The organism is Geobacillus sp. DSP4a (assembly GCF_013096875.1).
Classification (GTDB): domain Bacteria; phylum Bacillota; class Bacilli; order Bacillales; family Anoxybacillaceae; genus Geobacillus; species Geobacillus thermophilus.
Genome location: NZ_SDLD01000276.1, coordinates 1 through 263, shown reverse-complemented (window position 1 = coordinate 263; position 263 = coordinate 1). Strand labels below are relative to the sequence as shown.

1 rRNA gene is annotated in these 263 nt (G+C 58.2%); it reads left to right on the top strand.

The annotated features are described in order from the left end of the window. Positions 1-198 precede the first annotated feature (198 nt). A 5S ribosomal RNA gene (gene rrf, locus ETC02_RS17330) occupies positions 199-263 on the top strand; the annotation flags it as partial.

Genomic DNA, 263 nt, shown 5'->3' with positions numbered 1-263 from the left:
GAAAAGCGGAGGCGAGCGGTTCGCCGCGACGGGCAAATGTTCTTCACCCGCAGGGGTGCTAGCACCCCGAGGGGGAAGGTTATTTGACCCCGAGCGGCGGCGAGCCGGAGCTAGACAATGAAAAGTGGAAGCGCCGCGGCTTCTTCCCAAAACGGTTATCTAGTTTTCAGGGAACGAATTCCTGACAACCTCATATGGCCTAGTGGTGATAGCGGAGGGGAAACACCCGTTCCCATCCCGAACACGGAAGTTAAGCCCTCCAG